The sequence below is a fragment of the Actinophytocola oryzae genome (genome assembly GCF_004364325.1).
GTDB classification, from domain to species: domain Bacteria; phylum Actinomycetota; class Actinomycetes; order Mycobacteriales; family Pseudonocardiaceae; genus Actinophytocola; species Actinophytocola oryzae.
The window spans coordinates 689,610-716,168 of record NZ_SOCP01000001.1 but is presented as its reverse complement, the minus strand read 5'-3'; the positions used below and the strand labels follow the sequence as shown (position 1 = coordinate 716,168).

Annotated in this window: 26 protein-coding genes; 20 read left to right on the top strand and 6 right to left on the bottom strand. The window is 71.9% G+C overall.

The features are described 5' to 3' along the window. Nucleotides 1-20 precede the first annotated feature (20 nt). From CLV71_RS03050 to CLV71_RS02965, 17 genes are all read left to right on the top strand, one after another. Nucleotides 21-1,547, top strand: coding sequence for a tripartite tricarboxylate transporter permease (locus CLV71_RS03050; protein ID WP_133900978.1), 1,527 nt, complete (start codon nucleotides 21-23; stop codon nucleotides 1,545-1,547). Next, nucleotides 1,544-2,086, top strand: a complete 543-nt coding sequence (locus tag CLV71_RS03045; protein WP_133900977.1) for a hypothetical protein — start codon at nucleotides 1,544-1,546, stop codon at nucleotides 2,084-2,086. The genes CLV71_RS03050 and CLV71_RS03045 overlap by 4 nt, the downstream gene beginning before the upstream one ends. Beyond that, complete coding sequence (locus CLV71_RS03040; protein ID WP_133900976.1) at nucleotides 2,083-3,525, top strand: MmgE/PrpD family protein; 1,443 nt, start codon at nucleotides 2,083-2,085, stop codon at nucleotides 3,523-3,525. The genes CLV71_RS03045 and CLV71_RS03040 overlap by 4 nt, the downstream gene beginning before the upstream one ends. Beyond that, nucleotides 3,522-4,904, top strand: coding sequence for an MmgE/PrpD family protein (locus CLV71_RS03035; RefSeq protein WP_133900975.1), 1,383 nt, complete (start codon nucleotides 3,522-3,524; stop codon nucleotides 4,902-4,904). Before CLV71_RS03040 ends, CLV71_RS03035 begins: the two co-directional genes overlap by 4 nt. After that, nucleotides 4,883-6,124 carry an MmgE/PrpD family protein gene (locus CLV71_RS03030; protein ID WP_166663896.1) on the top strand — a complete coding sequence of 414 codons (1,242 nt, stop codon included), beginning with the start codon at nucleotides 4,883-4,885 and terminating at the stop codon, nucleotides 6,122-6,124. The genes CLV71_RS03035 and CLV71_RS03030 overlap by 22 nt, the downstream gene beginning before the upstream one ends. A gap of 15 nt (nucleotides 6,125-6,139) precedes the next feature. After that, a complete protein-coding gene (locus tag CLV71_RS03025; protein ID WP_133900973.1) occupies nucleotides 6,140-6,919 on the top strand; it encodes an enoyl-CoA hydratase/isomerase family protein in 780 nt (259 codons plus the stop codon). A gap of 10 nt (nucleotides 6,920-6,929) precedes the next feature. Further along, nucleotides 6,930-8,069, top strand: a complete 1,140-nt coding sequence (locus CLV71_RS03020) for a thiolase family protein (RefSeq protein WP_133900972.1) — start codon at nucleotides 6,930-6,932, stop codon at nucleotides 8,067-8,069. A 5-nt stretch (nucleotides 8,070-8,074) separates the two neighbouring features. After that, nucleotides 8,075-8,482, top strand: coding sequence for a Zn-ribbon domain-containing OB-fold protein (locus CLV71_RS03015; protein WP_133900971.1), 408 nt, complete (start codon nucleotides 8,075-8,077; stop codon nucleotides 8,480-8,482). Continuing rightward, nucleotides 8,479-9,645 (top strand): CaiB/BaiF CoA transferase family protein, encoded by a 1,167-nt coding sequence (locus CLV71_RS03010; RefSeq protein ID WP_133900970.1) that lies wholly within the window; start codon nucleotides 8,479-8,481, stop codon nucleotides 9,643-9,645. Before CLV71_RS03015 ends, CLV71_RS03010 begins: the two co-directional genes overlap by 4 nt. After that, nucleotides 9,642-10,850: a CaiB/BaiF CoA transferase family protein gene (locus CLV71_RS03005; RefSeq protein ID WP_133900969.1), complete on the top strand. Its 1,209-nt coding sequence runs from the start codon at nucleotides 9,642-9,644 to the stop codon at nucleotides 10,848-10,850. The genes CLV71_RS03010 and CLV71_RS03005 overlap by 4 nt, the downstream gene beginning before the upstream one ends. Nucleotides 10,851-10,883: 33 nt before the next feature. Continuing rightward, complete coding sequence (gene tcuA / locus CLV71_RS03000; protein WP_133900968.1) at nucleotides 10,884-12,371, top strand: FAD-dependent tricarballylate dehydrogenase TcuA; 1,488 nt, start codon at nucleotides 10,884-10,886, stop codon at nucleotides 12,369-12,371. Further along, nucleotides 12,368-13,708, top strand: coding sequence for an MmgE/PrpD family protein (locus CLV71_RS02995; RefSeq protein WP_133900967.1), 1,341 nt, complete (start codon nucleotides 12,368-12,370; stop codon nucleotides 13,706-13,708). The genes tcuA and CLV71_RS02995 overlap by 4 nt, the downstream gene beginning before the upstream one ends. Beyond that, a complete protein-coding gene (locus CLV71_RS02990; RefSeq protein ID WP_133900966.1) occupies nucleotides 13,705-14,895 on the top strand; it encodes an MFS transporter in 1,191 nt (396 codons plus the stop codon). The genes CLV71_RS02995 and CLV71_RS02990 overlap by 4 nt, the downstream gene beginning before the upstream one ends. Before the next feature lie 35 nt (nucleotides 14,896-14,930). Next, on the top strand, nucleotides 14,931-16,151 hold the full coding sequence (locus CLV71_RS02985; RefSeq protein ID WP_133900965.1) for a citrate synthase: 1,221 nt from the start codon (nucleotides 14,931-14,933) through the stop codon (nucleotides 16,149-16,151). Nucleotides 16,152-16,201: 50 nt separating this feature from the next. Next, the gene (locus CLV71_RS50580) at nucleotides 16,202-16,771 is read left to right on the top strand and encodes a UGSC family (seleno)protein (RefSeq protein WP_424923860.1); all 570 of its coding nucleotides are present in this window, start codon (nucleotides 16,202-16,204) and stop codon (nucleotides 16,769-16,771) included. Continuing rightward, nucleotides 16,771-17,823 (top strand): hypothetical protein, encoded by a 1,053-nt coding sequence (locus tag CLV71_RS02970; RefSeq protein WP_133900962.1) that lies wholly within the window; start codon nucleotides 16,771-16,773, stop codon nucleotides 17,821-17,823. The genes CLV71_RS50580 and CLV71_RS02970 overlap by 1 nt, the downstream gene beginning before the upstream one ends. Nucleotides 17,824-17,906: 83 nt before the next feature. Continuing rightward, nucleotides 17,907-18,146: a hypothetical protein gene (locus tag CLV71_RS02965; RefSeq protein WP_133900961.1), complete on the top strand. Its 240-nt coding sequence runs from the start codon at nucleotides 17,907-17,909 to the stop codon at nucleotides 18,144-18,146. Here CLV71_RS02965 and CLV71_RS02960 read toward each other — a convergent pair. Beyond that, on the bottom strand, nucleotides 18,131-18,868 hold the full coding sequence (locus CLV71_RS02960) for an IclR family transcriptional regulator (RefSeq protein ID WP_133900960.1): 738 nt from the start codon (nucleotides 18,866-18,868) through the stop codon (nucleotides 18,131-18,133). The two genes, CLV71_RS02965 and CLV71_RS02960, sit on opposite strands and share 16 nt — an antisense overlap. Nucleotides 18,869-18,948: 80 nt before the next feature. Here CLV71_RS02960 and CLV71_RS02955 point away from each other — a divergent pair, with 80 nt between their 5' ends. From CLV71_RS02955 to CLV71_RS02945, 3 genes are read left to right on the top strand one after another with little or no spacing between them, the layout of a single operon-like run. Continuing rightward, nucleotides 18,949-20,088: an acyl-CoA dehydrogenase family protein gene (locus CLV71_RS02955; protein WP_133900959.1), complete on the top strand. Its 1,140-nt coding sequence runs from the start codon at nucleotides 18,949-18,951 to the stop codon at nucleotides 20,086-20,088. Next, complete coding sequence (locus tag CLV71_RS02950; RefSeq protein ID WP_208297352.1) at nucleotides 20,085-20,930, top strand: phosphate/phosphite/phosphonate ABC transporter substrate-binding protein; 846 nt, start codon at nucleotides 20,085-20,087, stop codon at nucleotides 20,928-20,930. Before CLV71_RS02955 ends, CLV71_RS02950 begins: the two co-directional genes overlap by 4 nt. Beyond that, complete coding sequence (locus CLV71_RS02945; RefSeq protein WP_133900958.1) at nucleotides 20,927-22,117, top strand: ferritin-like domain-containing protein; 1,191 nt, start codon at nucleotides 20,927-20,929, stop codon at nucleotides 22,115-22,117. The genes CLV71_RS02950 and CLV71_RS02945 overlap by 4 nt, the downstream gene beginning before the upstream one ends. 13 nt (nucleotides 22,118-22,130) lie before the next feature. On the opposite strand, the gene cutA is transcribed toward CLV71_RS02945, so the two are convergent. The 5 genes from cutA to CLV71_RS02915 all read right to left on the bottom strand — a co-directional run bounded on the left by cutA (nucleotide 22,131) and on the right by CLV71_RS02915 (nucleotide 26,464). Next, complete coding sequence (gene cutA, locus CLV71_RS02940; protein WP_133900957.1) at nucleotides 22,131-22,427, bottom strand: divalent cation tolerance protein CutA; 297 nt, start codon at nucleotides 22,425-22,427, stop codon at nucleotides 22,131-22,133. Nucleotides 22,428-22,500: 73 nt separating this feature from the next. Next, entirely contained in the window at nucleotides 22,501-23,259 is a 759-nt protein-coding gene (locus CLV71_RS02935) for a S1 family peptidase (protein ID WP_133900956.1), read from the bottom strand. 747 nt (nucleotides 23,260-24,006) lie between these two features. Then, a complete protein-coding gene (locus CLV71_RS02925; RefSeq protein WP_133900955.1) occupies nucleotides 24,007-24,783 on the bottom strand; it encodes a UDP-3-O-acyl-N-acetylglucosamine deacetylase in 777 nt (258 codons plus the stop codon). Further along, the gene (gene lpxD / locus CLV71_RS02920; protein ID WP_133900954.1) at nucleotides 24,780-25,778 is read right to left on the bottom strand and encodes a UDP-3-O-(3-hydroxymyristoyl)glucosamine N-acyltransferase; all 999 of its coding nucleotides are present in this window, start codon (nucleotides 25,776-25,778) and stop codon (nucleotides 24,780-24,782) included. The genes CLV71_RS02925 and lpxD overlap by 4 nt, the downstream gene beginning before the upstream one ends. After that, a complete protein-coding gene (locus CLV71_RS02915; protein WP_208297351.1) occupies nucleotides 25,778-26,464 on the bottom strand; it encodes an acyl-ACP--UDP-N-acetylglucosamine O-acyltransferase family protein in 687 nt (228 codons plus the stop codon). Before CLV71_RS02915 ends, lpxD begins: the two co-directional genes overlap by 1 nt. Nucleotides 26,465-26,559 lie beyond the last annotated feature (95 nt).

The following is a 26,559-nucleotide window of genomic DNA, read 5'->3' as shown; positions in this document are numbered from 1 at the left end:
ACTGACGGACAAGGACCGCCATGCTCCACATCGCTCTCCAGGCGCTGGCCGACCTGTTCACCCTGGAACGGCTGGGCTACCTCGCTCTCGGCGTGCTCGTCGGCCTGATCGTCGGGCTGGTGCCCGGTCTCGGCGGCGTCGCCGGGATGTCACTGCTGCTGCCGTTCGTCTACGGCATGGACCCGAGCTCGGCCATGGCGCTGATGATCGGGATCATGGCGGCGAACCACACGTCGGACACGTTCCCGGCCGTGCTGGTCGGGGTGCCCGGCTCGGCGGGTGCCGGCGCCACGGTGATGGACGGCTACCCGCTGGCCAAACAGGGGAAGGCGGCGGTCGCGCTCGGCGCGTCGTTCACCGCGTCGATGCTCGGCGGACTGATCGGCGCGGCCGTGCTGTTCGCGGTGCTGCCGGTGTTCCGGCCGCTCATCCTCTCGTTCGGGTCGCCGGAGCTGTTCATGCTCACGCTGCTCGGCATCAGCACGGTGGCGATCCTCGCCAAGGGCCGGATGGTCAAGGGCCTGCTCGCCGCCGCGTTCGGGCTGCTGCTGAGCACGGTCGGCGGCGCGCCCGCCTCCGCCGACTACCGCTACACGTTCGACTGGCCGTACCTGTCCGACGGGCTCAACATCGCACTCGTGGCGATGGCGGTCTTCGCACTGCCCGAGTTCATCGACCTGTTGCGCCGCAACAAGCCGATCAGCCAGGTCACCGACGACCTGACGACCGGCCGGTTCGACGGCGCCAAGGAGTCGCTGAAGCGACCGGGACTGATCGCGCGCAGCTCCGGGATGGGTGCCCTGCTCGGCGCCATCCCCGGGGTCGGCGGCAGCGCGGTCAGCTGGATCGTCTACGGCCTGACCGCGCGGATGGCGCGGGTCCGCGACAGGTTCGGCAAGGGCGACATCCGGGGTGTCATCGCGCCGGAGGCGGCGAACAACGCGATGGAGGGCGGCCAGCTCATCCCCGCGATCATGTTCGGCATCCCCGGCAGCGGCACGACCGCGGTACTGCTCGGCGGGCTCGTGCTCGTGGGGCTGCAGCCCGGTCCGGAGATGGTGTCCGACGCGAACCTGCCGGTGGTGCTGACCATCGTGTGGAGCCTCGCCGTGGCCAACATCCTCGCCACCGGCGTGTGCTTCTCGCTGCGCAACACCGTCGCGAAGCTCTGCCTCATCCCGGCACGCAGGCTGGTGCCGTTCCTGTTCGCCGCCGTCGTCCTCGCCGTGTACCAGAACGGCCGCGACTGGGGCGACATCGCGATGCTGCTCGGCATCGGGGCGTTCAGCTGGTTCGCGCTGCAGGCGGGCTGGTCGCGTGCGGCGTTCGTGGTCGGGTTCGTCCTCGGCCCGCCCGCGGAGCGCTACCTGTGGATCTCCATGGGCCGCTACGACTTCGACTGGCTCACCCGCCCAGGCGTGGTCGCCGTCGGGATCGCGATCATCGCGGTGCTCTCGGCAGGACTGCTGCGGCGTCGCCCCAAGCCTGCCGCGCCGGCGCCCGCGCCGACGGAGAGCACGCTCGAGACGACCGGGAGCGCGAAGTGAACCGGGGCACCGTGTGGACGAGCCTCGCGGTCGCGTCCCTCACGCTCGTGATCATGGTGTACGCGGGGCTCGACGCGCTCACGTTCAGCGAGGCGTCGATGTGGTTCCCCGCGTTCGTCGCGATCGTCGGCGCGGTCTGCGCGCTCTCGGTGATCGTCAAGGACGTCGTCACGCTGGTGCGCAGGCGCCCGGTCGCGGCGCCCGCGTCGGTACCCGCCGAGGTCGGCGAACCCACCTCGGCGCCGCCTGCCGACGACGTGCCCTCCGCCGCTGCCGAGCCGGTCGACGACGACGAGCGGGTCGACGGGGCCGTCCTGCGGCAGGTGGCCTACTGGCTCGGCTGGATGGTCGGGCTCGGTGTGCTGGTGATGGTCATCGGCGGGTTCATCGGGATGACCGTGTGGCTGCTGTGCTTCCTGCGCCTCGCGAGCCGCCAGTCCTGGCTGTTCTCGGTCATCGGGGCGTTCGCGGCCGCGGTGGTCCTCTTCGTCATCACCAACGCGCTCGACTTCTACGTACCACAGGGGATCTTCGCATGACCGATGTTGAGGAACGGCTGGCGGCGTTCGTCGCCGACACGACGGCCGACTCGTTCCCGGACGGTGTGCTCGCGCAGGCCAAACGCGCCGTGCTCGACACGCTCGCCGCGATGTTCGCCGCGGGGCACAGCGACCTCGCCGGGCCGGTGCTGTCCGCCATGCGCGACCCGGGGCCCGGCAGCCAGGTGGTGATCGGCACCGACCTGCTGACCGGCCCGGAGCGGGCGGCCATCGCCAACGGCACGCTCGCGCACGCCCTGGACTTCGACGACACCGTCTCGCTCATGCCGGGGCACCCCAGCTCGGTCATCCTCCCGGCGCTCCTCGCCACGGCGGGCCAGGTGCCGCGCCGCGGCATCGACCTGCTGCGTGCCTACGTGGTCGGCCACGAGGTCGCCACGAAGATGGGCAAGGCCATCGGCCAGGACCACTACAACCGCGGCTGGCACTCGACGGGCACGATCGGCGTGTTCGGGGCCGCCGCCGCGGTGTCGAACCTGCTCGGGCTGGACAGTGCGCGGGCACGGCACGCGCTGGCCGTCTCGACGTCGATGTCGAGCGGGCTGCGGGTCGGGTTCGGCACCATGACCAAGTCACTGCACAGCGGCTGGGCCGCCGCGGCGGGCCTGACGGCGGCGCTACTGGCCGAACGCGGCCTCACCGGCGCCGACCACGCGCTGACCGGGCCCGGCGGGTTCTTCGGCGTGTACGGCACGGAGGTCTCCGACCCCGACGAGTTGCTCACCTCGCTCGGCGACCCGTACACGCTCCTCTCCCCCGGCGTGACGTTCAAGCGGTACTCGTGCTGCTACGCACTGCACCGGGCGATCGACGCGGTGACGCACCTGCGTGCCGAGGGCGTCCTGGGTGGCTCCGACGTCGTGTCGGTGTCCGCGCACGTGCCGCCCGGCTCGATGCGCCCGCTCCCCTGCCACCGGCCGACGACCGGGCTGGAGGGCAAGTTCAGCATGGAGTATGTCCTCGCGGTCGGCATCCACGACGGCGACTACGGGCTCGGCGCGTTCACCGACGAGGCCGTCCGCCGCCCGGCCGTGCAGGCGCTGCTGGACTCGGTGTCGGCGGTGGAGGACCCGGAGTGCGCGCCAGGCGACCCGGAGGGCCGCAGGGGCAGTGCGGGCAGCCGGGGGTTCGTCGAGGTCCGGGTCGAGCTGGCCGACGGACGGACCGCGCGCCACCGCGTGGACAACGCGCCGGGGTCGCCGAGCCGCCCGCTGCACGACCACGAGCTGCGCGAGAAGTTCGACACCTGCTGGGACCACGCCGGGATGCCGAGGCACGACCGGCTGGCCGCCGCCGAGCTGGTCGAGGGGCTCGACGAGGTCGACGATGTCCGCGTGCTGCTCTCGCTGCTCGTGCGCGGCCGGGCGCGGACCTGGCTGGAGGACGGGCTGTTCGGCACCGCGGAGGTGCCGGCATGACGCTCGCGGCCGGCATCGCCGAGTTCGTGGTGTCCACCCGGGACGTGCCTGCCGAGGACCTCGACGTCGTGGCGCGGTCGGTGTTCGACACGGTCGGCGCGGCACTCGCGGGCGCGACGTCACCGCAGGGCCGGATCGTCGGCGAGCACGTGCGTGCGACGGCGGGTCCGGCGCGGTGCACCGTCCTGGGGGCCGGGTACCGGACGGACGCGGCGAGCGCGGCGTACGCCAACGGGACGTTCGCGCACAGCGACGACTTCGACGACATGGGTGGCTACGGGCACCCGAGTGCGCCGCTGGTGCCCGCCCTGCTGGCGGTCGCCGAGCACCTCGGGACGGCAGCGTCCGGGCGGGACCTCTGCGTCGCGCACTGCCTCGGGTTCGAGGTCGCCGCCGCCCTGTGCGGCGGCTACGACCAGTATGACCGCTGCTTCCACTCGACGCCGGTGTTCGGTGTGCTCGGCGCGACCTGCGGGGTCGCCAGGCTGCTCGGGCTGTCCGTCGAGCAGACCGTGGCGGCGCTGGCCATCGCGGCCACGGAGGCCGCCGGACTGGGCAGGGCCACCGGGACGATGGTGAAGCCGCTGCACGCCGGTCAGGCCGCACGCAACGCCGTGGTGGCGGGGCTCCTGGCCCGGCAGGGCGCGACCGGCTCACCGGCGGTGTTCGAGGCCCGGGGCGGTTTCCTCGAGAGCTTCGTCGGGCACCGGGCACTGGACGCGGACGCGCTCGTCGCGAGGCTCGGCGCCCCGTTCCGTGCCGCGCGGACTTTGTTCGTCAAGCGGTTCCCGTGCTGCGGGTCCAACCACAGTGCCGTGTCGGCGTTGCTGGACCTCGTCCGCACGCACGGCATCGGCGCCGACGACGTCGACGAGGTGGTCGTGCACGGAATGACCGAGACCTCGCCGGTGCTGCGTTATCCGTCGCCCGCCGACGGGTGTGAGGCCAAGTTCAGCATCCGCTACGCGCTCGCCGCCGTGCTGGTCCGCGGCGGGCTCGGCGTCGACGACTTCCGCGACGAGCGGTGGGCCGACCCGCCGGTCGTGGCGGCGATGGAGAAGGTGCGGGGCGAGGTGGTGTCCCGCTGGACCACGAGCGGCGCCCACAAGCGACGCGGCAACCCGATCACCGTGCGCCTTCGCGACGGCCGGGAGCTGACCGCGTCGGTCCCGAGGTCCGATCTCGTCGGTGGCCCCAAGGCGCCGCTCCCCGAGGACCAGCTGCTCGGCAAGTTCCGGGACAACGCGCGCCGTTCACTGCCCGCCGAGTCCGTCGCGGCTGCGGAGAAGGCGTGGCGTGCGGTCGAGTCCACACCGGACGTGCGGACGGCCATCGCGACCGTGGAAGGGAGCGGCACGTGGCGGCGACAGGCATCCTGAGCGACTTCGTCGCGGCGGCAGGGCCGGTGCCGGACGAGTCCCGTGCGGTCGCCGAGCTGTCCCGCCTTGACACGCTGTGCGCGGCGGCGGCAGGCACCCACACCCCGTCCGGCGCCACGATCGGGGCGTTCGCGGACGAGCTGGGCACTGCCCACGGGCCGTGGCTCGCCTGGCGCACCTCGGCACTCGCGGGCGCGTCCGGCATGGACGACACCGCGGCGTTCGGCGCGGCCGGGGCGCCGGTGTGGGGTGCGCTGTGCGCGGCGGCGGGCACGGACGAGCCGGGGACCGCCGGGCTCGACGCGTTCGCGATCGGGGTCCACGCCGCGTCCGCGCTGTGGCGTGCCTCCCGGTACCGGGAGGCGGAGCGCGGCTTCGCGGGCACGTCGGTGTTCGGCACGGTCGCGGCCGCCGTCGCGTGCGCCGTACTGTTCGGACACGACCAGGCCCGGGTCACCGCGACACTCGCCGTGGCGGCGTCGTCGGCCGGTGGGCTGATCGCGAACCACGGCACCACGGCGGCCCTGACGCACGCGGGCAACGCGGCACGCGACGGCCTCGTCGCCGCGCGCCTCGCCGAGGGTGGCTACCACGGCGCCACCGACGTGCTCGAGTCACGGCAGGGCTTCGGCGAGGCGTTCGCCGGTCTGTCCCGCGCCGGGTTCGACGACCTGGAAACCCTGCTGCACCAACCCATCCGACTCGGCTCGGCAGTCCGCACCAAGCTCGTCCCCGGCCACGTCGACCAGCAGAGGGTGGTCCGCGCCGCGCACGAGCTGGCACGACACGGAGTGGTGCGTCGGTTCACCGTGGTCGGTGTCCCGGCCGCGTCGGAGGGCAGCCGGTTCGACGTGCCCGCGACGGTGGACGAGGCGTTGCTGAGCCTGAGGTACGCACTCGCGTGCGTGCTGCGCGACGGTGGCCCCGCACTCGGCGACCTCACCGAGGAGCGCGTCGCGGACCCGTTGGTGCGCAAGGCGATGGACCACGTGCGTGTCGACCTCTCACCCAGGTGGCGGCCGGAGGACGCGGAGGCACGCACCGTGCTCGCCGAGTACGCGGACGGCACCACTCGCGGGGTCGACATCGCGGAGCTGCCGGTGACCGCGAGCGCCGTCGAGGTCGCCGGGAAATGGCGCTCCGCAAGGGAGTTCGTGGCCGACGGCACACTCGACACATACATTGATCGCATGGATCAATGCAGTACAGTCAAGTTGTGAAAGGGGTGGTGAGCGATGCCGGTCGACATGGAGGTTGACGAAGGGGTCGCCGTACTCACCCTCAACCGGCCGGAGAAGCACAACTCGATCGACCGGCCGATGCGTGCGGAGCTGAAGCGGGCGTGGGAAAGGCTCGCCACCGACCGGGACATCAGGGTCGCGGTGATCACCGGGGCGGGCACGAGGGCCTTCTGCACGGGCTCCGACCTCACCGCCACCCCGAAGCCGGACCACGCGTTCGCCGCGGACCTGTTCGGCGGCAACGGATCCGACCACCTGCTCGCCGGTCTCGACGAGGCGGGCATCCCGCTCATCGCAGCCGTCAACGGCTACGCCATCGGCGGCGGCATGGAGATCGCGCTCGCCTGCGACATCCGGCTCGCGTCGGGCAACGCCTCGTTCGGGCTGTCCGAGGTCCGGGTCGGCAGCATCCCCGGCGCGGGCGGCACCCAACGCCTCCCCCGCGCCGTCGGCCAGTCCCTCGCGATGCAGATGCTGCTCACCGGCGACCGGATCGGCGCGGACCACGCACTGCGGGCCGGCCTCGTCAGCGAGGTGCTGCCCGGCAAGGAGCTGCTGCCACGGGCGCTTGCGATCGCCACACGCATCGCGGCCAACGCGCCGCTGTCCGTGCGTGCGATCAAGCAACTGGTCCACAGAGGACTGGACGCTCCGCTGGAGGTCGCCATGCGACTGGAGCACGCGGCCTTCGGGCTCATCCGCGAGACGGACGACCGCGCGGAGGGCCGCGCCGCGTTCACCGAGGGCAGGCCCGCCCGCTTCACCGGACGCTGAAGGGAGAAACATGACCACGGACGTCGCGATCGTCGGGGTCGGCGCCACGCCGCAGGGCAAGCTCCCCGGCTCGACGTCGCTGTCACTCGCCGTCGACGCGGTGAAGGCCGCGCTCGACGACGCCGGACTGTCCAAATCGGACCTGGACGGCCTGCTGACCTTCCCCGGCACCACCGCACCCGAGGGCGCGCTGAACTTCCTGCGGCTCGGGGAGGAGCTGGGCGTCAACCCACTCGTCACCGGCAGTATGACCATGGGGGGCGCCACCGCGGGCGGCCTGGTGCAGATGGCCGCGGCGCAGATCAAGGCGGGCCTCGCCACGACTGTCGCGTGTGTCTTCGGCGACGCGGCACGCACGGGCGGCAGCCGGTTCGACCGCGCGTCCGGCTGGGGTGACTCGTGGGGCATCTGGGGCATGTTCGCCGCGGCGGCGAACAGCGCGCTCACCGCGAGCCGGCACATGGCCGTCTACGGCACGACCAGCGAACAGCTCGGCGAGGTGGCCGTCGCCTGCCGCTACCACGCCTCGCTCAACCCGAACGCGGTGATGCGCGAACCCATCACGGTCGCCGGCCACCAGGCCTCACGCTGGATCGTCGAGCCGTTCCACCTGCTCGACTGCTGCCTGATCTCCGACGGCGGCGTGTGCGTCATCGTGACGGCCGCGGACAAGGCGAAGGACCTGCGCCGGCCTCCGGTGCGGATCGCGGGCATGGGGCAGGCGCACACCAACCAGACCATCGGCAACCCGGACTGGCTCACGCTGCCGCACCAGCGCACGGCGGTGCACAACGCCTACGCCATGGCCGGCATCGGCCCGGAGGACGTGGACGTGGCCCAGCTCTACGACAACTTCACGATGAGTGTCCTGCTGTGGCTGGAACACGGCGGTTTCTGCAAGCCGGGTGAGAGCGGGTCGTTCGTCGAGGGCGGGCGCATCCAGCTCGGCGGCGAGCTGCCGGTCAACACGGCGGGCGGCAACCTGTCGGAGTCCTACATGGAGGGTTGGCTGCACATCGTCGAAGGCGTGCGCCAGATCCGAGGCGAGTGCGGGCCGCGGCAGGTCGAGAACGCCGAGGTGTGCCTGGTGACCGGTCGCGGCATGGCGCTCAACAACGCCAACGCCCTCGTCCTCACCCCGGGGCGGTGACCGGGATGACCAGGCCACTGCCCACCCCGACCGACCTCAGCCGCCCGTTCTGGGACGGCCTCGCCGACGGCGCGCTCCGGCTCCAGCGGTGCACCGCGTGCGGGCACCTGCGCAACCCGATCGCGACCGTCTGCCCGCAGTGCCTGTCGTCGGACTACGAGTGGGAGGCGTTGTCGGGGCGCGGGACCGTGTTCTCGACGGTCGTCTTCCACCAGGTCTACAACAAGGCCTTCGCGACCGAGGTCCCGTACAACGTCTCGATCGTCGAGCTGGCCGAGGGACCGCACCTGCTGTCCAATGTGGTCGGTGTGCCGCCTGGCGAGGTCCGGGTCGGCGACGCGGTCCAGGTGACCTTCACCGAGGTAGCGCCGGGCGTGACCATCCACCAGTTCCGCCACGAGGATCCGTCGTGACCGCCGCCGCGCTGGCCGGTCTGCGGGTCGTCGAGCTGGCCGGTCCCGTGGGTGGCTACTGCGGCAGGCTGTTCGCCGACCTCGGCGCCGACGTGTTCCTCGTGGAGCCGCCGGGTGGCGCGCCGGGCCGCACGGAGCCACCGCTCGCGGACGCCACGGGTGAGAGCCTGCGTTTCGCCTACGAGAACGCGGGCAAGTACAGCGTCACCGGCGGTCGGGACTTCCTTCGAGGACTGCTCGCCACGGCGGACCTGTTCGTGGAGAGCACCACCCCGGGCGAACTCGAGGCCGCAGGACTCGGGCCTGCCGAGCTGTGTCACGCGAACCCCGGCCTGGTCGTCACCAGCATCACGCCGTTCGGCCGCACCGGCCCGTTCGCGGGGTTCGCGGGCACCGACCTCGTGTGCCTGGCGCTGGGCGGGCTGCTGTCGCTCGGCGGGTACGCCGACGGGCCGCCGGTACGGCCGCCCGCGAACCAGGCGCTCGTGATGGCGAACCTGTTCGCCGCCGTCGCCTCGATGATGGCCGTGCTGCACGCCGAGAGCACCGGCACCGGCCAGCACGTCGACGTCGCGATCCAGGAGTGCGTGTCGATGGCGCTGGAGAACGCGCCCCAGTACCTCGACCTGGAAGGCATCGTGCGTGGCAGGCCGGACGGGATGCAACGCCACGCAGGCACCGGCCTGTACCCGTGCACCGACGGCTACGTCTACCTCTACGTCGGCGGCATCGCGTCCGGCCGGTTCTGGGACCGGCTCGTCGAATGGCTCTCCGCCGAAGGCGTGCCTGGCGCGGCGGACCTCGCCGCTCCACAGTGGACCGACCGCGCCTACCTGGAGACGTCCGAGGCCAAGGAGACGTTCGGCACCGTGTTCGGCGCGTTCGCCGCGTCCCGCGACCGGATCGGGCTGTACCGGGACGCGCAGGGTCTCGGCATCCCGCTGTGCCCGGTGAACACGGCCGCGGACGTGGCCGCGAGTGAACAGCTGCGCCACCGGGACTTCCTGCGCACGACCGTCACGGCGTCGGGGCTGGAGATGCTCGCACCTGGACCGCCCTACGTGCTCGGCGCGACGCCGTGGCACAGCCGGGGCGGCGTGCCCGCACCCGGTGAGCACACGGCGAAGGTCCGCGCGGAGCTGACGGTCGGCGGTGCGGCGTGACCGGGCCGCTGGCGGGAGTGCGGGTGCTCGACTTCACGTGGGTCGGCGCGGGCTCGTTCACCACGAAGCTCCTCGCCGACCACGGCGCGGACGTCATCAAGGTGGAGAGCGCGAAACACCTCGACAGCCTCCGCGTCGGCGCGCCGTTCGCGGGCGGGGTCCGCGGTGTCGACCGCAGCGGCTACTTCGCCGAGCGCAACACCAGCAAGCGCGGCATCACCCTCAACCTCAAGGACTACCGAGGCCAAGAGTTGGCGCGGCGGCTCACGGCCACCGCGGACGTCGTGGCCAACAACTTCCGGCCGGGGGTGATGGACCGCTTCGGCCTCGGCTACGAGCAGGTGCGCGCGGTCAACCCCAGGGTGGTCTACCTGTCGATGTCCATGCAGGGCGCCACCGGCCCCGAGAAGGACAACCTCGGCTACGGCCTCACGATCACCGCGCTGATCGGCCTCACCCACCTCACGGGCCTGCCCGACCGCTACCCCGTCGGCACCGGCACCAACTACCCCGACCACGTGCCCAACCCGTGCCATGCGGCGTTCGCCGTGCTCGCGGCACTGCGCCACGTGCGGCGCACCGGCGAGGGCCAGCTCATCGACATCGCCCAGACCGAACCGACGATCGCGGCGATCGCACCGTCCATCATGGAGTGGACCGTCAACGGCGTCGACCCGCCGGCACGCGGCAACACCGACCCCACGTGGTGTCCGCACGGCATCTACCGGTGCGCGGGCGAGGACGAGTGGCTCGCCGTCGCCGTACGCACGGACGCGGAGTGGCGCGCGCTGGCCGAGGAGCTGGCGCTGGGCGCCCCGCCACAGTGGACGGACGAGGCGGGTCGGCGGGCGGCGGCGGCCGAGGTCGACGCCGCCGTACAGAAACGCCTCGCCACCTGGCGCGCCGAGGACGCGATGGCCGTGCTGCAGGGACGCGGCATCCCGGCGGGTGTCGTGCGGGACACCGAGGCCCTCGTGCGCCACGACCCGCAGCTGGCACACCGCGAGCACTGGCAGTACCTGCGCCATCGCGAGATGGGCACCACCCTGTACGGCGCACCGCCGTTCCGGCTTTCCGTGACCCCCGGCGGGCTGCACCGGCCCGCTCCCCTGCTCGGCGAGCACACCCGCGAGGTGCTCACCGAACTGCTGGGCCTGTCGGACAACGAGATCACCGAGCTGGCCGAGTCGGACGTCCTGACCTGACCCGCCACGACCCAGTTGAGAGAGGGATCGACGATGGAAGACGAGTACTACTACGACGTGGTCGTGGTCGGCGGCGGCAACGCGGGGCTCTGCGCCGCGCAGGCCGCGCTGGACCTCGGCGCGTCCGTGGCGGTCCTGGAGAAGGCGCCGCGCGACGAGCGCGGCGGCAACAGCGCGCTCACCGGCCACATGCGGTTCCCGTACGAGAACGTCGACGAGCTCGCCGTGCTCATCGACGACCCGAACCCCGACGACCTCGCCGTGATCCACGACCGCCTTCCCCGGCGTGGCAAGGAGGACCTGTGGGACGAGGTCATCCGCACCACCGCGGGCAAGGCCGACAAGGACCTGCTCACCACGCACGTGGAGAACGCCTACCCGACCATCAAGTGGTTGCGCGGCAAGGGGCACGCGTGGGTGCCGAACATCGCCGCCACCGCGGGCAACACCACCCAGATGGCAGGCCGCGGGTACCGGCTGCAGGAACGGCACTTCGGCAACGTGGAGAAGTCGGGCGGCCAGATCCACTACGAGGCCTCGATGACCGACATCATCGTGAACAGGCGCGGCGAGGTCGATGGGGTGCGGGCGTTCACCCCGGAGGGCTTCACGACCTTCCGCGCCAAGGCGGTGATCCTGGCGTGCGGCGGTTTCGAGGCGAACCCGGAGATGCGGGCCAAGTACCTCGGCGCGGGCTGGGACACGGTCAAGAACCGCGGCGTGCCCTACAACACCGGTGACGGCATCAACGCGGCACTCGCCATCGGCGCGATGCCCTACGGCAGCTTCACGTCCTGCCACGCGTCGCCGCAGGACATCGACCGCCCCGCGTACACGCTGCCGTCGTCGGTGCCGAACGGCGGCATGCGGACCAGCCGCTACGCCTACCCGTACAGCATCATGGTGAACCTCGAGGGCGAGCGGTTCGTCGACGAGGGCAGCGACGTGCGTGGTCGCACCTACGCGAAGATGGGTTGGTCGGTGCGCGCGCAGACCGGCGGCGTCGCCTACCAGCTCTTCGACTCGAAGGCACGCGGACTCGGCCTGCTCGAGGACTACGACCGCAACAACGCCACCGGTGTCACGGCGGCCACACTGGACGAACTGGCGACGAAGATCGGCGTGCCCGCGGAGAAGCTGCGCGCCACGGTCACGCAGTACAACGCGGCGATCCAGCCGGGCAAGCTGGACCCGAGCCCGTTCACCCTGGACGGCAAGCACACCTCGGGGCTCGCGATCGACAAGAGCAACTACTCGATCAGCATCGAGGAGGGCCCGTTCGAGGCCTACGGCGTGTGCTGCGCGATCACGTTCACCTTCGGCGGCCTGCGGGTCGACGCGAAGACCGCGCAGGTGCAGCACACCGCGGGCCGGCCGATCCCCGGCCTCTACACCGCGGGCGAGATGCTCGGCGGCCTCTGGCACGGCAACTACCCCTCCGGCTCGGGCATGATGGCAGGCGCGGTGTTCGGGCGGATCGCCGGCGAGCACGCGGCCCGCTCGGCGGCGGCGCCGGCATGACACCGACCGGGCGGCTCGCGGGGTTCGTCGCGGAGACGAGCCCTGGCGAGCTGCCGGCGGAGGTGGTCGCCGCGGCGAAGGTGGCGATCCTCGACGGGCTCGCGAACATCGTCGCGGGCGCGGGCCAGCCGGTGGCGCAACGGGTTGCCTGCTGGGCGACCGCGCAGGGCGGCACTACGGAGTCCACAGTGGTCGGTGGGCGACAGCTGCCGTCCGCCCTGGCCGCGTTCGTCAACGGGGTGGCCGGGCACTGCCTCGACTACGAGGTCCAGGGTTACCCGTCCGCGCACGGCACCTCCTCGATCCTGCCCGCCGCGCTGGCGCTCGCCGAGCGCACCGGCGCGTCCGGGGCGGCGCTGGTGACCGCGTACGCGGTCGGCTGGGACGTCCAGCAGCGGCTGCGGACGGCGGGTGAGCGCACCGCGTCGCGGTCGTTCCACCCGCCCGGCGTGGTCGGACCACTCGGGGCGGTGGCCGCCGCGGCGTCGGTGCTGGGCCTCGACGCGGTGGCCGCGGCCACCGCGTTCGGGCTCGCCGCGTCCCGCGCGGGTGGCCTGTTCGCCAACAACGGGACGATGGCCAAGGCCCTGCACCCCGGGGGCGCCGCACGCGCGGGCGTCGAGTGCGCGGACCTCGCCGCGCTCGGGGTCACCAGCAACACCGAGATCCTCGACGCGCACCGGGGGTTCGCCGACGCGCTGTTCGCAGGCGAGGCCGACTGGGACGCGGTCACCGACGGGATCGGCAAGCGGTTCCACCTCGTCGATCCCGGTTTCTCGATCAAGCCCTACCCGGCGGAGATCTACATGCAGTGGCCGATCGACGCCGCCGCGACGCTGCGTGCCCGCCACCGGCTGTCCGCCGAGGACATCGCGGCGGTCGTGGTGGAGCCGCCGCTGTACCGCGCGGACCTGTCCAGGCCCGCGCCCGCCACCGGCCTGGACGGCAAGTTCAGCTACGAGTACTGCGTGACCGCGGCGCTGGTCCAGGACCGGGTCGGTATCGGCACGTTCGCCGACGCTGTCCGGTTCTCGCCCGCCGTCGAGCAGACGCTGCCGAAGGTCGTGCTGCGGGAGAACCCGGACATCCCGAAGGACAAGCTCGACACCTGGGCCAGGGTCACCGTCCACACCCACGACGGGCGGGAGCTGCGGGAGACCTGCCACAGCTTCCCGGGCTCCGTCGCGCGGCCGATGGACCGGGACGCCCGGATCCTCAAGGTGGCCGACTGTCTGGCCTCGGTCGGCGCCGAGGACCGCGTGACGCGGCTGGTCGACGTCGTCGAGCGGCTGGAGGAGGTCGAGGACCTCACCGAGCTGACGGCTCTGCTGGGATGAGCACACTCGCTCGCCTCAGCCCGGTGATGGCGTTCTCGTTCATCCACTACCTGCAGAACCACATGGTGAAGGCGTTCGTGCCGCTGTACGCCGGGAGCCTCGGCGCGAGCCTCGCCGACATCGGGGTGATCACCGCCGCGACCGCGCTGACCCCGATGGTGCTGGCCGTGCCGATCGGGCTGATCTCCGACCGGCACGGGATCCGCGCGGTGTTCTTCTTCGGCTCCCTGCTGTCCGTTCTCGCCTATGTCGCACTGTGGCTGTGGCCGAACCTGACGGTCGTCCTGGCTGCCCAGGTCCTCGCGGGCACCGGCCAGCTCATGATCATGCTCGGCGGTCAGGCCAGGGTGGCCGGACTCGCCGAGAAGGGCACGGCCGAGAAGCACTTCAGCGTGTACACCCTGGTCGCGTCGGCAGGACAGATCCTCGGCCCGATCGTGGCAGGCATCCTCATCGCGGTGTCCGGCTACCACACCCTGTTCCTGTGCGCGGCGGCGCTCGGTGTGCTGTCCTGCGGGGTGACGCTGACCGTGCCCTCGATCGCCGGGAAGCCGGTGGCCGCACCGGAACGCGTCAGCGGTCGCAGCCAGGCGCTGACCCTGCTGCGGACACGGTCCATGCGCATCGCGATCCTCATCAGCTGCCTGATGTCGGTGCCGGAGATGCTGCGGATCTCGTTCCTGCCCATCTACCTCCAGGACGAGGCCGGCCTGTCGGTGCAGCAGCTGAGCTGGGTGCTCAGCCTGTTCTCCGGCGCGGGTCTCGCCGCCAGGCTCGTGATGCCGACACTCGTGCGCAAATGGGGCAGGCACACGCTGATGACGGTCGTCGGCCTGGTCGTGGTGTGCGCGCTGCTCGCCATGCCGCTGTCCTCGTCGGTGGTGGTACTGGCGTTGCTCACCGCGACGCTCGGGCTCGCGTTCGGCACCGGCAGGCCGTTGTCGATGGCGGTCATCGCGGGCTCGGCACCGCCGCACCAGCTCGGCATGGCCGTCGGCCTGCGGCTGACCGGCAACCGGCTCGCGGACTTCCTCACGCCCATCGCGTTCGGCGCCGCCGCCTCGGTCGCCGGGGTGGGGGCGAGCTTCGTGCTGGGCGCGATCCTGGCCGTCGGGGGCACGTCGTTGTTGGTGCCCTCGGCGTGGCGCGAGAGAAGGACGCGAAAGGGTGACAACGTGGTAGGTTGATCCATCAATCAACGTATGCAGACAAGGGCCGCGACATGACTGAGGACACGGGTGTCTGGCTGACCGCGGACGAGGCGGCCGACCGGCTCAACGTGAAGAAGGAGACGGTCTACGCGTACGTGAGCCGGGGGCGCCTCACCAGCCGCAAGGCCGCGGGTGGCCGGGGCAGCCTGTTCCGCCTGGCCGACATCGACCGGCTGTCCGCGAAGGTTCGCCGCGGCAAGGAGAATGTCCCGCCCGACGGCGTCGAGTCCGAGATCACGCTGATCACGCCCGAGGCCCTGTTCTACCGCAGCCGCAAGGCGACCGATCTCGCGGAGAGCGCGACCTTCGAGGAGGTCGCCAGGCTGCTGTGGGGTTTCGACACCGCCGGGACGCCGTGGCTGTCCTCGCCCGCCACCGAACGCTTCTGCCGCAAGGTCATCAAGACGCTGCCCGCGAGCGCGCTGCCGGTCGACCAGGTGAAGGTGATCGCCGCGTGCATCGCCGCCGTCGAACCGCCCACCTGGGACGTGAGCCCCGACGTCGTCGCCACCACCGCCCAGCGCACGCTCGCGACGATGCTCACCGCGCTCCCCGCGAAGTCCGAGCCGGTCGACACGACCACGTTCGACGCACCCGCGTCGCCGATGGCCGCACTGCTGTGGTCACGACTGTGCGACCGGGCGCCCAACGAGGCCGAGCTGAAGCTGTTGAACGCGGCCATGGTCATGCTCGCCGACCACGACCTCGCCGCCGCCACCCACGTGGTCCGCACGGCAGCCCGGGCCGGTGTCGAGCCGAGCGGGCTGCTGAGGCTGGGCATCGACGTCGGCAGCGGCCCCGTCAAGGGCTCCGCGTCACTCGCCATCGAGTCGTTGCTGCACAACATGAAGTCGGCCGCGACCGTGGAGGAGTCACTCGGCATGCGGCTGCGCCAGGGTGCGGCGATTCCCGGCTTCGGCCACCAGGTCTACCCGACCGGCGATGTCCGCGCGGCCTACCTGCTGGCCCGCCTGCGCCGGTGCTCGCCGCAGTCCGACCGGCTCGCCACCGTCGAGAACGTCATCAAGACCCAGGAGTGGCGCGGACTTCCCGCCCCCAACGCCGGCTTCGCGCTCGCCGCGATGACCTACGTCCTCGGCATGGCACCGGGTTCCGGCGAGACGATCTTCGTCCTCTCGCGGGCGGCGGGCTGGGTCGCGCACGCGATCGAGGCGTACCGAAGCGGCCCCATGGAACGGATCTACTCCGTGAACGTCCACATCGGAGACTGAACGCCTTGCACGGTCGGGCCACCGGACCTATGATTCGTATACGTTGATCAATGTTGCGTACATTGACATGGCGGCAAAGGTGGCTTCTCATGACCGTCGAGTTCCTCGACCCACGCTCCCCCGCGGCTCCCGCGGCGGTCACGCTGACGCCCCCGCCGCGCTCGCTCGAGGGCATCACCATCGGCCTCGTCGACAACAGCAAGGCCAACGCCTGGTTCCTGCTCGACTGGCTCGGGGAGCGGCTGTCCGCGAGCCACGGCGTCCACCTGGTCCCGATCCGCAAGCGCGTCCCGTCCGACCCGCTCACCCCCGCCCAGCTCGAGGAGCTCACCAGCCAGTGTGACCTCGTGCTGACCGCGATGGGCGATTGAGGCTCCTGCGCGACGCGGAGTTGCCGCGACATCGTGGAGCTGGAAACCCTGGGGGTGCCGGGCGTGGTCATGTGCAGCAGACCCTTCGCCTCGCTCGCGGGCAAGGTGGCCGGTTCGCTCGGGCTGCCCGACGTCCGGATGGTCGTCGTGCCGCACCCGTTCGGGTCGGTGCCCCGGGACGAGCTGCTACAGCGTGAGGTGCCCGACCAGGTGCTGGCCGACGTCCTCGCCCTCCTCGGGACGCCGTGATGGCCTTCCGCGAGAAGATGTGGGAGCTGCCCGACGACCCGGAGGAGTGGCTGCGGTTCACCGAGCGTGAGGAGATCGGCGACGGCCTGCCGGTCATCCCGCCGACCAGGGCGCGCCTGGCGGAGTTCCTCCGCTCGACCGACCGCGACCCCGACGAGGTGATCGGCGCGATCACGCCGAGCTGGGGCCAGGCGACCGTGCGTGCGCTGGCCATCAACGCGATCATGGCCGGAGCCCGGCCGGAGTCGCTGGCCGTCGTGATCGCGGCCGTGCAGGCGCTGGTCGAGCCCGTGTTCAACCTGACGGCCGTGCAGGTCACCACGAACCCGGTGACCCCGGCCGTGATCGTGAGCGGCCCCGCCGCCGCCCGCGCCGGGCTCACCAGCGGACGCGGCTACCTCGGTCCAGGGCACCGGGGCAACATCACCACCGGCCGCGCACTACGGCTCGCGCTGATCAACATCGGCGGCGCGCTGCCCGGCGCCGTCGACCGGGCCACCCACGGCCAGCAGGCGAAGTTCGGCATGGTGCTCGCCGAGAACGAGGCCGACAGTCCATGGGAGACCCTCGCCGCGAGCCGGGGCGTCGACGCGGCGTCGGCACTGACCGTCACCGGGGTGGCCTCCCTGCTCAACCACTATGACAGCGTGTCGACCTCCGGTGACGAGGTGCTCACCAACCTGGCCGGCTCGCTGACCGTGTCCGGCACGAACACCTTCCAGAACGGCGGCCACGTCACGGTGCTGCTCGGCCCCGAGCACGCCGGCCTGATCGCGAAGGAGGGCCTGTCGCGTGCTGACGTGCAGCGGGAGCTGTACGAGCGGTCCTGGGCCCCGGAGACCGCTTTCACGCCCCGCCTGCTGGAGGTCGTGCGGCGCAGGCGCGGCCGGTTCCCCGAGGTCTTCCGGGACGGCATGGTCCGCGGCCTGGACACGCCGGAGGCCCTCAACGTCGTGGTGGCGGGCGGCGAGGGCAAGCACTCGGTCGTGTGCTTCTCCAGCAGCTCCGCCAAGACCGTGACCAGGGAAATCGACCCGCGCGACCTGCGCTGACCCATTGACTCGGGTCGCGCCACGGCAGATACTCGTGTTGCACCTAGTGATACTGACTCTCATCAGATGAGAATGGGATACACATGAGTGACACGGAGACGATGACCGCCTTGGCGGGCCTGCGGGAGGGTCTGCAGTCCGACGGCTACGACCTCGTGGTCGAGGACCGCAGGGACGAGGTGCTGGAACTGCGCGTGGTCGCCACACCCGAGGCGTGCGACGAGTGCCTGGTCCCCAAGGACCTGATGGCGTCGGTGATCATGGACTCCCTGCCTGCGGATCTCGGCGTGCGACAGGTGGCCCTGCGCTACCCGACGGACTGACCGTCCACAGTGGCCCACCGCGCATAGTGTTCCGTCGTGCCACCGAGGATCTGGGTGACCTGACGGGCCACCGCGAACAGCTCCGCCACGTGCCCGGCCCGCCGCCGGGCGTCGAACCGCGCCTCGGGCCCGGCGGCGGTGAGCGCCCCGTAGACCCCGGCGGGGTCGAACACCGGCACCGACACCGCCGAAACGCCGGGCAGACTGTCGGAATCGGTCGACAGGTAGCCGTGCGCGCGGATGAAGTCCAGCTGTGGAGCCAGATCCTCCGGTGCGGGCTCATCACACAGCGCGAGGATCACCTTCCCCGACGGACCTCTGGTGAGGGGGCGGGCCTCCCCCAGCACGAAGCCGGTCCGGATCTCCTCGCGGCTCTCGTAGCCCGCGACGCTGACCCGGGACGCGCCGGAACGCTGGTGCAGCACGACAGTCTCGCCGATCGCGTCCCGCAGCGGGGCGATCGTCGCGTCGAGCACGGCACGCAGGCGGGGCGAGACACCCGTGGCGTGCGCGACACCCATCAGCACGCGGCCGGGGAAGTACCGGCGCGACACGGGATCGCGCATCAGCCAGCCGGCGTCGGTGAGGGTCTTCAACAGGCGGGAGGCGGTGGACTTGTCGAGCCCGACCATCTCGGCGGCGTCCATCGCGCCGAGGCCCGTCTCCGCGGACCGCGCCGCCGCCTCGATCAACCCGAGTGCCTTCAACGCCGCCTGGCTCATGCGGCCGATGCTACTCACCCCCACCAGAACCACCGCCGAACCGCAACGAAGCACACGGTTATCGCGAAAGGACCTGGATCATGACAGCCACTCTCCCACAGGCCTCGGAACTCGACGCTCTGATCACCGACACGGTCGCGCGCAACGCGGGACAGGTCGACTCGGCGGGCGAGTTCCCCGAGGAGAACATCGCGGCACTGGGCCGCGCCGGGTTCCTCGGGCTCACCAGCGCGGCGGACGTGGGCGGCGGGCAGGGCATGCGTGCGGCTGCCGAGGTGATCGAACGGCTGGCCGCCGAATGCGGCTCCACCGCGATGGTCCTGCTGATGCACTACGCGGGCACCGCCGTCATCGAGGCACACGGTCCCGCCGACGTCAGGCGCGCGATCGCCGCCGGGAACCACCTGACCACGCTCGCGTTCTCGGAGTTCGGCTCACGCAGCCATTTCTGGGCCCCGTTGGGCACCGCGACCGCCGACGGCGACCGTGTGCGGCTCGACGCCAGGAAGAGCTGGGTCACCTCCGCGGCACACGCGGACAGCTACGTCTGGTCGAGCCTGCCGTTGTCCGGTGCCGAGGGCATGTCGCTGTGGCTCGTGCCGAGCGGTCTCCCGGGACTCGAGGTCTCCGGCGGGTTCGACGGGCTCGGCCTGCGCGGCAACGGATCCCGCCCGATGACCGCCGACGGCGTGACCGTGTCCCCGGACGTGCTCCTCGGCGCCGACGGCGCCGGGCTCGACGTCGCGCTCACCGTGGCGCTGCCGTGGTTCCTCGTCCTCAACGCGGCCTTCTGCCTCGGTCTCGCCGAGAGCGCGGTCGCGGAGGCGAGCAGGCACCTGACCGCCACGACGCTCCAACACACCGGCGCCGCACTGCGTGACGCACCCGTGGCCCGCCGGGACCTCGCCGTCCTTCGCATCCGCACCGACTCGTTGCGCGCGTTCCTCGGCGACACGCTCACCGCGCTCGAGACCGGCCGGGAGGACGCGACCCTGCGGGTGCTGGAGGTCAAGGCACTCGCCGGGGAAACCGCGGCCGACGTCACCGACGGCGCCATGCGGCTGTGCGGCGGCAGCGCGTTCCGCAAGGAACTGGGGCTGGAGCGGCGGTTCCGCGACTCGCGCGCGGCGCGGGTGATGGCGCCGACCACCGACGCGCTGCACGACTTCGTCGGCCGCGTCACCACCGGCCTGCCGCTGCTGGACGAGGCGAACCGGTGACCCCGGCGCTGCTGATGGGCGCGGTCGCCTACGACCCCAAGGTGGTGACGATCTGGGAGGGTTTCCGCGCCTGGCTCACCGACCACGGGCTCGACTTCGACTTCGTCCTGTACTCCCACTACGAGCGGCAGGTCGAGGACCTCGTCGCGGGCCACGTCGACGCGGCGTGGAACTCGCCGCTCGCGTGGCTGCGCGCGCAACGCCTCGCGCGGGCGGAGGGCCTGGAGGTCCAGGCGCTGACGATGCGCGACACCGACCGCGACCTCAGCTCGGTCGTGGTGGTGCGGGCCGACTCGCCGGTGCGCACGGTCGGGGACCTGGCCGGGCGCACGGTCGGCACCGGCGCCGTGGACAGTCCACAGGCGACACTGATACCGCTGGGACACCTGCGGGCACAGGGGATCGAGCCGACGGTCCGCCGGTTCGAGGTCGGTGTCGGGTTGCACGGCGACCACGTCGGCGGCGAGCGGGACGCGGCGCGGGCGATGCTGGCCGGGCAGGTCGACGCGGCGTGCATGGTCGACGCGAACCACCTGGCGTTCACGAAGGAGGGCACGCTGCCACCGGAGGGCACCAGGATCCTCACCCAGACCGTGCCGTTCGACCACTGCAACATGACGGTCGTCGAGGGCCGTGCGGGCGAGGCGGTCGAGCTGTTCGGCTCGCTGCTGTCGTCGATGTCCTACGGCGACGTGGAAGTACGCAGGCTGCTCGACCTGGAGGGCCTCACCGCGTGGCTTCCCGGCCGCACCACCGGGTACGCCGCGCTCGACGCCGAGGTGACCGCGACCGGCTTCTACTCCGACGACGGCCGGGTCACGGCGGCGGAGTACCGGCCGTGACACCCGAGGCCTCGGTCGACCTGGCCGGCCTGGGGTTCACCGAGGGCGCCCACCTGCTCGTCCAGCGGGCACTCGACGGGTTGCCGCCGGGCGGGCGGGTCACGGTGCACGGCCGCGACCCGGCCCTGCGGGTGCACCTGCCCGCGTGGGCACGCGGGCGCGGGCACCGGGTCGAGTCGACGGACGACGGCGTGGCCGTGGTCGTGCGTGGTGACGCCGACGACGCGCGCTGGCGGGGTGCGGAACGGGCCGGGCTCGCCGAGCCGGAGGACCTGCGTGGCAGGCCACCCGCGAGCTGGGGTCTCGGCGTGCGGGGTGCGCTGCTGGAGAAGGGCGGCCCGGAACCGATGTTCGACCTGGACGACAAGGACCTGGTCTGGGCCGACATCGCGCCGAAGCTCTACGCGCAGGCCGCGGCGCGCCAGTGGGACCCGGAGCAGGCGGTGCCGTGGTCGGCGGAGTTCACCCTGCCGCCGGACGTCGAGGCCGCGGTCGTGCAGGTCATGACCTACCTGGTGGAGAACGAGCAGGCCGCGTTGATCGTGCCCGCGAGGTTCGTCGGGCGGATCCACCCGCACTTCCGCGAGGTGGTGCAGCTCCTGGCCGTGCAGATGGCCGACGAGGCACGGCACATGTCGGTGTTCGCGCGGCGGGCGTTGTTGCGTGGCACCGAGATGGGCACGTCGTCGGCAGGCGGGCGCTCGTCGTTGTTCACGCTCGTCACCGAGTCGGACTTCGCACTGGCGTCGTTCCTGCTGTCGGTGCTCGGCGAGGGGACGTTCGTGGACCTGCTGGCGTTCCTCGAACACACCGCGCCGGACCCGGTGACCCGCCGGATCTGCCGGCTCGCAGGCCGCGACGAGCGGCGGCACGTGGTGTTCGGCATGGCCCACCTCGCCCACCAGTCCACTGTGGACCCAGGGCTGAAGGACCGGCTCCGCGCGGCGATCCACCACCGCCACGACGCGCTCATGGACACCGCGGGGCTCAACGCCGACGTGTTCGACGCGCTGGTGGTCCTGGCGGCCGGGAGCTGGGCGCCGGACGACATCGCCGCGGGACACCGGCGGGTGCAGGAGCTGCAGCACGTCATGGATCAGGGCAGGCAGCGCAGGCTCGTGCGGCTCGGCTTCCACGCCGACGAGGCGGCGGCGCTGTCCGCGCTGCACACCAGGAACTTCATGTAGCGGGGAACCGGTGCTACCCCTCGCCGACCAGGTGGTGCACGTTGTCGGTCACCACGAGGTCGTGCACCTCGTCGCCGTGATGGGAGGTGATGTGCTCCACCAGCGCGTCGGACCCGTCGGCGGTGGCCTCGATCTCCACCCGCCACTGCTCGGTCGCGTGCTTGTGGCCGTGCCAGCGGTGGACTCGCCGGATCGGGCCCTCGATGTGCGCGCAGCAGGTCTGCTCGGTGCCCGCGACCTCGGCGGCCATGGTGTCGGCGAGCTTCTTGCTGTCGGTGGTGAACGTCACGACGACGTGTGCGTAGTCCATGCCTGTGATACTAGTCACGATTTTCGCGGTCCGCCCCCACCCGCGCGGGGACGGACCGCCTCTCACGGAGTTCCTACAGCGCACCGGTGTACTGGGTGATCCAGCTGCGGAAGTACGGCACGTCAACGTAGATCGACGGTTCACGCGCGCACGTCGCGCTGCCGCCGGAGCGGCTCGTGGCGCCGATCAGCTGCCACACACCGCTGACCCGCTTGATCTCCGGGCCGCCGGAGTCGCCGTAGCAGGCACCCGCGTTGTTGTTCGGGTTGTCGGTGCAGATCTCGCTGGCGGCGCTGATGCCGCCACCGGAACACTCACCGTCGCTGACGATCGCCGTGTCCAGCTGTTGCAGGGTGACCGGCGCGCCACCGCAACCGCTCGTCGGGCAGGTCTGACCCCATCCGATGATCCGGCTCTGGGTGCCGACCGCACCGGAGCTGGCCGCGATCACGACCGGCGCCTGGCTCACCGACGTCGCCAGCTGCAGCAACGCGATGTCACCCGACGGGTGGCCGACCCGCCGCGACACCCGCGCGACGGTGCCGCCGCTGGTCCTGTTGTTGCTGCCGACGCGCACCTGGTAGGGCGTGCCGCAGTGGGCGGCCGTGACCACCCAGTTCGCCTTGATCAGCGAGCCACCGCACGAGTGGCCGCCGCTGCTGCTCTGCAGTGACACCATGAACGAGTAGGTCTCGGTCGCGTTCCCGCCACCCACGATGAACGGGGTCGCCTCGCCGGGCGTCTCCGCTCCCGCGGTGGCCGGCATGACGAGACCGGCCACCGCGGTAGCGGCGACGGCGACCATGGTCACGAGCAGGGATCGTGCTCTCATGAAACCGTCTCCCTCTATTGGCCCGGGGCCCTCGACCCGGGTAACTCCAACGTAGGAACGACGGACCCCGCTGGGCACCTCCAATTGGCCCTTCACATCCCCAGACAGCGCCTGCGGGCGGGAAAGCGGCGTTCGGCCAGGAATAAATCCCTCCATCGAGGGGACGACCATCGCCCGACAGGCCCCTCACGCCGATGGACGGGATGCACCCAAACGACAAGATCATGCGCCGACAAGGCAAAGCGACCACAAACGTGTCGGAAGAAAACCGACTGCTCTGCACGAGGGGAAGAAGCACGAACGGTTGCCTCGGCCGGAATGGCGGGCTATCAAGATGGTGGGGAATACTGCCGTTCACGATGCGGGATGGGGGGTCGCTTGGCACGCGGGACCTCGGAACTCCGCCACCGCGCGATTTCCCACGCCCGACCGGCCGAGGTCATTACCGCGAACGTCTCAGCGAGGGCGAAGACATGCCGGAGCCGATCATGATGTCGATCGCGGCGGCGTTGGCCCGCACCTGCGTCAGCGCGTTGTACGACCTCGTCAAGCGGAAGTTCCACGGCAGGCCGGAGACGGCTCCACGTGACGTGGGAGGTGCACATGCCCCGGCAGCGAGCGGAGTCCGGCGGCGTCGCGAACAACATCTCGGGCACCGGTGTCCGGCCGCGTCGTCCAGGCTCGCGACATCGAGGGCGGCGTGAGTTTCGGACCCCGGCGGACGGCCGCTGAGCACCTCTCGGGCCGCTACTTCACGCTGTCACCCAGGAGTGCGGCCATCCGGACGTTGGCGGTGTGACCGCCGAACGAGGCCGTCACGTCGAGCAGACCCGGCGGGATACCGGTCAGGTAGAGGTCGCCGACCAGGTCGAGCAGCTTGTGCCTGGCCGGCTCGTCCGGGAAGCGTGGCGGGTTCGCGTAGCCGTCCGGGGTCAGGAGCAGCACGGACGACGTGTCGAGCCCCTGACCCAGCCCCGCCGCGGCCATGGCCGGCACCTGCTCCGCGGCGGCGAACGTCCGTGCGGGTGCCACCCCGTCGCGGTAGTCGCGGGGCAGTCGGCAGGTGAACGTCGCGACGGCGGGGCCGTGCTCGAAGGTGTAGCTCCACACCCCGCTCCCCCGCCGGACCCTGATCGACGCCTCCGGTGTCTCGACCACGACCTCGTCGCGTGGCAGCGCGATCTCGGTGTCGGTGAGGGGACTCGGGTGCAGCACGGCCAGGAAGGCGGCGGCGCTGCCGTCGAGGGCGGGCAGTTCCGGGTAGGTCAGCTCGACCTCGGCGTCGGTCACGCCGGCGCCCGCGAACGCGCTCATCAGGTGCTCGACCGTGGCGACGTGGCCCAGCGCCGTGCGCAGGCGGGTGTCCGTGACCTCGGCCGGGGTGGCGGCCACGCGAGCACCGCCGCAGCGGAAGGCGATGCCGTCGTCGCCGGGGTGGATCGTCACCGTCACCGGGCGCCCGGAGTGGAGGCCGCGGCCGGTCATGGTCACCGGTGCCCGCACGGTCGCACGGCGGTGGATCATTCCGCCAGCAGGCGTTCCAGCTGCCTGACGCGGTCGCGCAGGCCGGGTAGCTCGGCCAGCGCGGCCGCTATCCGCAACCCGTCCGGGCGGGCCGGGAACCCGTGGTGCACAACGGGTTCGTCGATGTCCCGGCTCGCAACCGCCCGTCCGGCCAGTGTCACCCCGTCGCCGACCGTGACGTGGTCGGCCACACCGCTCTGGCCCGCCATGGTCACCCGCCGCCCGACGACGGCACTGCCCGCCACCCCGGCCTGGCCGCAGATCAGCGTGTCCGGACCCACGTCGGCGTTGTGTCCTATCTGCACCAGGTTGTCCAGCTTGGTCCCGGCACCGATCCCCGTCGTGCCGCTGGTCGCGCGGTCGACGGCGGAACCCGCGCCGATCTCGACGTCGTCGCCGATCCGGACCCCGCCGACCTGCTCGATCCTGACCTGACGGGTGCCGTCCCACGCGAAGCCGAAGCCGTCCGCGCCGAGCACCGCGTGTGCGTGCACCACACACCGCGCCCCGACCCGCACGTCCTGGTACAGCACGACATGGGGGTACAGCACGGTCTCCTCCCCGACCACGCAGTCCTCACCCACGTAGCAGAACGGGAAAACCCGTGCCCCGGCCCCGATCCGGGCGCCACGCTCGACAACCGCGTACGGCCCCACCGACGCCCCCGGCGCCACCTCGGCCGCCGGGTCGACCACCGCCGTCGGGTGCACCCCGGACGCCAGTGGCAGCGGACGCCGGTACAGCGCGAGGAAACGCGCGAACGCGGCCCCGGGGTTCTCGGCGTACAGGCAGGGGCGATCGGGTTCGAGGTCGGGTGGCAGGACCAACGCGCCCACCGCGTGCCGTGCCGCCTCCCGTGCGTACCGGGCGCTCGCACAGTAGGCCAGGCCGTGTGGGTCGTCGGAGTCGTACGGGACCGGCCGTGCCACGGCGAAGTCGGGTGACCTGCCGACGGAGGCCCCGAGCAGTGGTGCCAACTCGGCGAGGGTCCACATCAGGCCACCCCGCGAACCCGGCCGAACGCGGCGATCCCCCGCGGCGACGGCACGTCCAGGAACTCGGCGAGCTGACCGGCCAGGCCGGCGCGGTCGTCGGGGGACAGTCCCGCGCGCACCCGGTTGTACGCCTGGCGCAGCACCCTGAGGTCCTCGGCCGACGCCCCGGCCCGCCGCAGCCCCACGACGTTCAGCGCGCGGTGCGTCGCCGGGTTGCCGTCGACCGCGCAGAACGGCAGGACGTCCCGGGTCACCTTGGCCAGCGCGCCGACCATGGCCCGCCTGCCGATCCTGACGTGCTGGTGCACCGCGGTCATCCCGCCGAGCACCGCGTCGGTCTCGACCGTGACGTGCCCGGCGAGCGCGGTGCGCTGCGACACCACGACGCGGTCGCCGAGGTGGCAGTCGTGGCTGACGTGCACCTGCCCCATGATCAGGCACGACGCGCCGATCCTGGTCGGCACGTCCGGGCTGGTCGCCCGGTGCACGATCGCCGCCTCCCTGATCACGGTGTCCCTGCCGACCTCGAGCCACGTCACGCCGCCCGCGAACGACAGGTCCTGCGGATCTCCGCCCAGCACGGCGTGTGCGTCGACCCGGACGCCTGCCGCCAGTCGCACGTACGGGTGAACCACCGCGTACGGCCCGATCACGACGTCATCGGCGACGACCGCGTCGCATGCCACGACAGCGGTCGGATGAATGCGAGACACAGCAATACCCCCTGGCCGCTATCCTGTCATGCGGCCAGGGGGTGCCGGGGCGTGTTCCCGGGGTTCGC

Coding starts and splice junctions, on each gene's coding strand:
- CLV71_RS02925 (WP_133900955.1), bottom strand. CDS start 24,783: ATGATCCACCGCCGTGCGACCGTGCGGGCACCGGTGACCATGACCGGC.
- CLV71_RS03035 (WP_133900975.1), top strand. CDS start 3,522: ATGACGCTCGCGGCCGGCATCGCCGAGTTCGTGGTGTCCACCCGGGAC.
- CLV71_RS02960 (WP_133900960.1), bottom strand. CDS start 18,868: ATGAGCCAGGCGGCGTTGAAGGCACTCGGGTTGATCGAGGCGGCGGCG.
- CLV71_RS03040 (WP_133900976.1), top strand. CDS start 2,083: ATGACCGATGTTGAGGAACGGCTGGCGGCGTTCGTCGCCGACACGACG.
- CLV71_RS02985 (WP_133900965.1), top strand. CDS start 14,931: ATGACTGAGGACACGGGTGTCTGGCTGACCGCGGACGAGGCGGCCGAC.
- CLV71_RS02935 (WP_133900956.1), bottom strand. CDS start 23,259: ATGAGAGCACGATCCCTGCTCGTGACCATGGTCGCCGTCGCCGCTACC.
- CLV71_RS02990 (WP_133900966.1), top strand. CDS start 13,705: ATGAGCACACTCGCTCGCCTCAGCCCGGTGATGGCGTTCTCGTTCATC.
- lpxD (WP_133900954.1), bottom strand. CDS start 25,778: ATGTGGACCCTCGCCGAGTTGGCACCACTGCTCGGGGCCTCCGTCGGC.
- CLV71_RS03015 (WP_133900971.1), top strand. CDS start 8,075: ATGACCAGGCCACTGCCCACCCCGACCGACCTCAGCCGCCCGTTCTGG.
- tcuA (WP_133900968.1), top strand. CDS start 10,884: ATGGAAGACGAGTACTACTACGACGTGGTCGTGGTCGGCGGCGGCAAC.
- CLV71_RS02955 (WP_133900959.1), top strand. CDS start 18,949: ATGACAGCCACTCTCCCACAGGCCTCGGAACTCGACGCTCTGATCACC.
- cutA (WP_133900957.1), bottom strand. CDS start 22,427: ATGGACTACGCACACGTCGTCGTGACGTTCACCACCGACAGCAAGAAG.
- CLV71_RS02970 (WP_133900962.1), top strand. CDS start 16,771: ATGGCCTTCCGCGAGAAGATGTGGGAGCTGCCCGACGACCCGGAGGAG.
- CLV71_RS02995 (WP_133900967.1), top strand. CDS start 12,368: ATGACACCGACCGGGCGGCTCGCGGGGTTCGTCGCGGAGACGAGCCCT.
- CLV71_RS02965 (WP_133900961.1), top strand. CDS start 17,907: ATGAGTGACACGGAGACGATGACCGCCTTGGCGGGCCTGCGGGAGGGT.
- CLV71_RS03020 (WP_133900972.1), top strand. CDS start 6,930: ATGACCACGGACGTCGCGATCGTCGGGGTCGGCGCCACGCCGCAGGGC.
- CLV71_RS03050 (WP_133900978.1), top strand. CDS start 21: ATGCTCCACATCGCTCTCCAGGCGCTGGCCGACCTGTTCACCCTGGAA.
- CLV71_RS03025 (WP_133900973.1), top strand. CDS start 6,140: ATGCCGGTCGACATGGAGGTTGACGAAGGGGTCGCCGTACTCACCCTC.